At 76.6% G+C, this 6,956-nt stretch carries 1 protein-coding gene; it reads left to right on the forward strand.

The window, feature by feature from the left end:
- Positions 1–6,956 (forward strand): non-ribosomal peptide synthetase (locus RIM90_RS29615; protein WP_309063821.1); only part of this gene is annotated, 6,956 nt, incomplete at both ends.

The following is a 6,956-nucleotide window of genomic DNA, read 5'->3' on the forward strand; positions in this document are numbered from 1 at the left end:
ACCTCGCCGCGCTCCCGGCCGCACTGCGCGCCCTCGCCGAACGCACCCTGCCCGAGGCCCTCGTGCCCGCGGCCTTCGTGGTGCTGGCGGAACTGCCGCTCACCGCGAACGGCAAGCTCGACCGTGCCGCCCTCCCGGCGCCCGACTTCGCGGCCGCACCGGACAGCCGGGCACCGCGCGACGCGACCGAGCGGGCCCTGTGCGCCGCCTTCGCCGAGCTGCTGGGCCTTCCGCACGTGGGCATCGACGACAGCTTCTTCGCGCTGGGCGGCGACAGCGTGCTGGCCATGCGGCTGGTGGGCGCCGCACGCCGGGCGGGCGTCGTCCTGGCCGTCCGTGACGTCTTCGCGCACCCCACCGTCGCCGCGCTCGCCGGCGTGGCGCGGGCCGCGGACCCGGCGGAGCCGCGGGGCGAGGCCCGCGAGGAGGACCTGGTGCCCGTACCCGCGCCGGTACGGGAGCGGCTGACCGCCCCGTACCCGGGCCCGGCGGAGATCCTGCCCCTCACACCGCTGCAGGAGGGCCTGCTCTTCGAGTCCCTGGCCGCCGCGCGCACCCCGTCGGCGGCGGGTGAGGACGGCCCGGACCGGGCGGACGACTACACCGTCCAGCTGGCGCTCACGCTCGACGGCCCCCTCGACCCGGTCCGGCTGCGTGCCGCCTGGGCCCGGGTGCTGGCCCGGCACGACAGCCTGCGCGCCGCCTTCGTGCACGACGCGGACGCGGGCCTCGTGCAGGTCGTCCCCGCCGCGGTGGACCTGCCCTGGCGGGAGACGGATCTGTCCGCGGCCGGTGAGGGGGAGCGGGAGTCCCGCCTCACCGTGCTGCGGGCCCGGGAACGGACGGCCCCGTTCGACCCGGCCCGGCCGCCGCTGCTGCGGGTGGCGCTGGCCCGGCTGGCCCCGCACCGGCACACGATGATCGTGACCTACCACCACCTCCTGCTCGACGGCTGGTCGCAGCCGCTGCTGTTGAACGAGCTGCTGACCGCCTACGCGGAGCCGGCCCCGCTGCCCCCGGCGCCCCAGTTCCGGCGGTACCTGGCCTGGCTCGCCCGGCAGGACAAGGACGCCGCCCGGCAGGCGTGGCGGCAGGCGCTCGACGGCGCCGAGCCCACCCTCGTGGTGCCGGTGACCGGCAGCCGGACGGACGGCCACGCGGCCGGCGCACCCGGACACGAGGTCGTCGAACGGCTGCTGCCCCCGGACCTCACCGCCCGCCTGGCCGCGCACTGCCGCCGCCACGACCTGACCCCGGCCACCCTGGTGCAGGGCGTGTGGGCCACCTTGATCGGCGCGCTGACGGGTCGCGACGACGTCGTCCTCGACGCACCCAGCGCCGGCCGTCCGGCCGACGTCGAGGACGTGGAGTCCGTCATCGGTCTGTTCCTCAGCACCGTCCCGGTGCGGGTCCGCCTCGATCCGGCGCGGCCGGCGGCCGCCGTCCTGCGCCGGCTGCAGGAGGAGCAGTCCCGTCTCGCCGCCCACCAGCACCTCGGACTGCCGGAGATCCAGCGGCAGGCCGACGCCGCCTCGGCGCTCGCCGACACGATGGTGGTGTTCCTCAACTTCCCGCTGGAACCGGACGCGTTCCGGCCGGCGGACGGCGTCCGTGTCTCCGCCGTGGACGGCGGCGTGGCCACGAGCTACCCGCTGCGCCTCCTGGCCGCCCCCGGCGAACGGATGCACCTCACCCTCGGCTACCACACCTCCGTCTACGACCGGGAGGCCGCCCAAGCGCTGATGGACCGGCTGGTGCGGCTCTTCGAGGAGTTCGGCGAGGGCTTCGACCGGCCCGCCGGACACGCCGGGATCCTCACCCCGCGCGAACGCGGCCGCCTGCTGACCGCGTGGCAGGGGGCACCGGACGGGGACGAGGCCACGGCGGCCGGCACCGTCACCGGCATTCTCCGCGACCGGACGGCCACCGGCTCCGACACGCCCGCGGTCCTCTTCGGCGACGAGCGGCTCACCCGCCGGGAGCTGCGTGCCCGCGCGAACCGCCTGGCCCGTCTGCTCGTCGCCCGGGGCGCCCGCCCCGAGCGGACCGTCGCCGTCGCGGTGCCCCGCTCCCCGGAGCTGGTGGTGGCCCTGCTCGCGGTCGTCGAGTCCGGCGCGGCGTACCTCCCGGTGGACCCGGGCTACCCGGCGGACCGTATCGCGCACATGCTCGCCGACGCCCGGCCGGTGGCGGTGCTGACCACCACCGAGGCGTCGGCATCGCTGCCCGAGGACGCCCGCGGCACCGCCGTCCTGCTCGACGGCCCGGCCACCGGACGCGCGCTGTCCGCCCTGCCGGACGGCGACCTCACCGACGACGGGAGCGCCGAACCGCCGACGCCCGCCCACCCGGCCTACGTCATCCACACCTCGGGCTCCACCGGCAGGCCCAAGGCGGTGGTGGTGCCGCACCGCGGGGTCGCCGCCTACGTGCCGTACCTGACGTCCGGCGTCGCCGGGCTCGGCCCCGAGGACGTCGTGCTCAACCTGGCGTCCGTGTCCTTCGACCCCTCGGTGCGTGACATCCTCGGCACCCTGGCGGCCGGCGGATGCGTGGTCATGGTGCCGCCCGGCGAGGCGAACGACGCACGCGCCCTCGTCCGCGCCCTGCGCCGCCACCGGGTCACCGCGCTGCTGTCCGTCGTACCGTCCCTGCTGACCGCCCTGAACGAGGAGGCGGACCGGCTGCCCGCCGGCGAGCGCCCCTCCCTGCGACTGGTGATGACGTGCGGCGAAGCGCTCACCGAGGGTCACCTTCAGCGGGTGGCCGCTCTCGGGGGCCCGCTGGTGGTCAACCAGTACGGGCCCACCGAGGCCACCATGAGCAGCACCTTCCAGGCGGTGGACGAGCCGGGCGCGCTGCGGTCCGGCGGCCGCTTCCTGATCGGCCGCCCCCGCCCGGGCGTCCGCGCCTACGTCCTGGACCACCGCCTGCGCCTGGTCCCGGCCGGCACTCCGGGCGAGCTCTACCTGGCGGGCCCCGGCGTCACCCGCGGCTACGCGGGCCGCCCCGGCCCGACCGCCGAGCGTTTCCTCGCCGACCCGTACGGCGGGCCCGGCACCCGCATGTACCGCACCGGCGACCTGGCCCGCTGGACCGCGGACGGCCGCCTGGACCACCTCGGCCGCGCCGACCACCAGGTCAAGCTGCGCGGCCACCGCGTCGAACTCGGCGAGATCGAGGCGGTTCTGGAGGGGCACGGGGCGGTCGCCCGCGCCGTCGCGGACGTGCGCCGGGACAACCCGGAAGGCGACCCCCGGCTGGTCGCCTACGTCCTCCCGGAGTCCGGTGAGCCCACTGGTCCCGGTGAGTCCGGGGAGTCCGGCAGCGCCCTGGCCCCGGCCGAGCTGCGCCGCCACGCCGCGGCCCGGCTGCCCGGGTACATGGTGCCCGCCGCGTTCGTCGTCCTGGACCGGCTGCCGCTGACCCCCAACGGCAAGGTGGACCGCCGCGCCCTGCCCGCCCCCGGCCCCACCGACGGTTCCGCGGCGTACGGCGGTCGCGAGGCGCGCACACCGCTCGAGGAAGTGCTGTGCGGGCTGTACGCGCGGCTCCTGGGCACCGGCCGACGCGTCGGCATCGACGACGGCTTCTTCGAGCTGGGCGGACACTCGCTGCTCGCCACCCGCCTCGTCGCCCACCTGCGCAACGCGCTCGGCGTCGATCTCCCCGTCCGCGCCGTCTTCGAGGCCCCCACGGTCGCGGAGCTCGCCGAACACGTCGCCGCCGCCACCGGCACCCCGGCCCGGCCCCGGCCCACCGCCGTGGCCCGGCCGGACGACATCCCGCTGTCCTCCGCCCAGCGACGCCTGTGGTTCCTGCACCAGCTCGCGCAGGGGACCACGGACGCCTACAACATGCGGGTGGTGCTGCGGCTGCGCGGCCGTCTCGACGTCCCCGCGCTGCGCGCCGCGCTCACCGACCTGACGGACCGCCACGAAGTGCTGCGTACGGTCTTCCCCGACGCCGAGGGCCTTCCTCGCCAGGAGATCCTGGACACCGGCGCCGAGCGGGCCCGCCCGGCCCTGGAGACCGGCCGGGTCGCCGAGGCGGATCTGGCCGCCGCGCTGGAGCGGACCGTGCGGCGGCCCTTCGACCTCGCCTCCGACATCCCGCTGCGGGCGACCCTGTTCGAGCTGGGTGAGGACGACCACGTCCTCGCACTGGTGCTGCACCACATCGCCGCCGACGGCTGGTCGCTCGGACCGCTGGCCGCCGATCTGTCCGCCGCGTACCGGAGCCGTACGACGGGGCGGGCTCCCGACCGGGCGCCCCTGCCCGTCCAGTACGCCGACTACAGCCTCTGGCAGCACGAGCTGCTGGCGGACGACGGTGCGGACGGTGTGACGGCCCGGCAACTGGCCTACTGGCGCCAGCAGCTCGCCCACCTGCCGGACCGCATCGACCTGCCCGTGGACCCCCGCGCCGCCGCGTCCGGTGACACCGCCGGTGCCGCGCCCGGCGGCTCGTACGCCTTCCGTCTCCCCGCGCCGCTCCACGCCCGTCTGGCGGAGCTGGCCCGCGAGCACTCCGCCACCGTCTTCATGACGCTCCAGGCGTCCCTCGCCGCCCTGCTGACCCGCCTCGGCTCGGGGACGGACATCCCGTTCGGCACGGCCGTGGCCGGACGCGGCGACGAGGTGCTGGAGGACCTCGTCGGGTGCTTCGTCAACACGCTCGTCCTGCGCACCGACACCGGCGGCGACCCGGACTTCCGGGAACTGCTGCGGCGGGTGCGGGAGACCGACCTCACCGCCTACGCCCACCAGGACGTGCCCTTCGAGCGGCTCGTCGACCACCTGGGCGTGGCCCGCTCGGCGGACCGCAACCCGCTGTTCCAGGTGATGCTGGCCGCCCAGCCCGAACTCACCCGCGACGCCGTCGCACTCCCGGGCCTGGACACCGAGCTGATGCGCGTCGGCGCCACCACCGCCCGCTTCGAGCTCTCCTTCAACATGGCCGAACGCCGCACCCCCGAGGGCGCCCCGGACGGGATCGACGGCCGCGTCGAGTACCGCGCGGACCTCTTCACCCCCGCGGCCGTACGGCTGCTCACCCAGCGCTGGACCCGGCTGCTGGAGTCATTCGCCGACGACCCCGACCTCACCGTGTCCCGCGCCGCCACCACCGCCGACGACGAACGCCGGCAGGTCCTCACCGACTGGAACGACACCACCATGGACGTCCCGTCCACCACGATCCCCGAACTCCTCGCCGACCGCGTCGCGCGCACCCCGCACGCCGAGGCCGTCGTCTGCGGCGCCGACCGGCTCACCTACGCGCAGCTCGACACCCGCGCCGACGCCCTCGCCCGCCGCCTGCGCGCGGCCGGGGCCGGACCGGAGCGCCGCGTCGCCGTACTCGTCCCGCGCTCGGCGGGCCTGCCCGTGGCCCTGCACGCGGTCCTGCGTACCGGTGCCGCGTACGTGCCGGTGGACCCCGAACTCCCGGCGGAGCGCGTCGCCCTGCTGCTCGCCGACACCGACCCGGTGTGCGTGGTGACCACGGACGGGACGCGCGGCCTGCTGCCCGCCGCCGTGCGGGTCCCGGTGCTGCTCCTCGACGGGACGGCGCCCGCGTCCCCGGCGGCCGCGTTCCCGGCGCCCCACCCCGACAGCACCGCCTACGTCATCCACACCTCCGGCTCGACCGGTCGCCCCAAGGGCGTCGCCGTCCCTCACCGGGCCGTCGTCAACCGCCTGTTCGGCATGCAGGAGCAGTACGGCCTCCGGTCCGACGACCGGGTGCTGCACAAGGCGTCGGCCGGCTTCGACGTCTCCGTGTGGGAGCTCTTCTGGCCGGTCCTCACCGGCGCCGCCGTGGTCGTCGCCGAGCCCGACGCGCACCGCGACCCCGCCCGCCTCGCCGAGCTGATCCGGGACGGGGCCGTCACCACCGCGCACTTCGTGCCGACCGTCCTGCGTGCCTTCCTCGACCGGCCGGGCGCCGCCGAGTGCACCGGCCTGCGCCGGGTGTTCTCGGGCGGCGAGGCCCTGCCCGCCGACCTCGTGCGGCGCTTCCACAGCACCCTCGGGGCGTCGGGTGTGGCCCTGTTCAACCAGTACGGCCCCACCGAGGCCACCATCGACGTCACCTGGTGGCGCTGCCCGGCCGACCCTGAGGGCCCGCCGCCGCTCGGCCGTCCGGTCGGCAACACCCGCCTGTACGTCCTCGACGCGGCCCTCCAGCCCGTACCGCCGGGCGCCCCGGGCGAGCTGTGGATCGCCGGTGCCCAGCTGGCCCGCGGTTACCTCGGCCGTCCCGGCGCCACGGCGGAGAGCTTCGTCGCCGACCCCTTCGGCCCGCCCGGCTCCCGGATGTACCGCACCGGCGACCTCGCCCGCTGGACCGAGGACGGGGTGGTGGAGTACCTGGGCCGCGTCGACGACCAGGTCAAGGTGGGCGGCGTACGCGTCGAACCGGGCGAGGCCGCGGCCGCGATCGGCGAGCAGGACGGTGTGTCCGCGTCCGTGGTCGTGGCCCATGAGAATCCCGCGGGCGGCGGCAAGCGCCTGGTGGGGTACGTCGTGCCCGAGCCCGGCCGCACCCTGGACGGCGGACAGGTGCGCCGCCGGGCCGCCGACAGCCTGCCCGAGTACCTGGTCCCCGCCGAGGTCATGGTGCTCGACGCGCTCCCCGTCACACCCAACGGCAAGCTGGACCGCGCGGCTCTCCCCGTGCCCGACCCCGCCGGTCCGGCGGACGGAGGACGCGCGCCGCGCACCCCGGACGAGGAGACCCTCCGCCGCGTCTTCGCCGAGCTGCTCGGCGTCGACGCCCGGAACGTGGGCGTGGACGACGGCTTCTTCGCGCTGGGCGGCGACAGCATCATGTCGATCCAGCTGGTCAGCCGGGCGCGGCGGGCCGGTCTGGTCCTCACCCCGCGCGACGTCTTCACCCACCAGACGGTGGCCGAGCTGGCGCGGGTCGGCAGGCGCGAGGACGACCGGCCGGCC

Source organism: Streptomyces sp., assembly GCF_031181555.1.
GTDB classification, from domain to species: domain Bacteria; phylum Actinomycetota; class Actinomycetes; order Streptomycetales; family Streptomycetaceae; genus Streptomyces; species Streptomyces fimbriatus.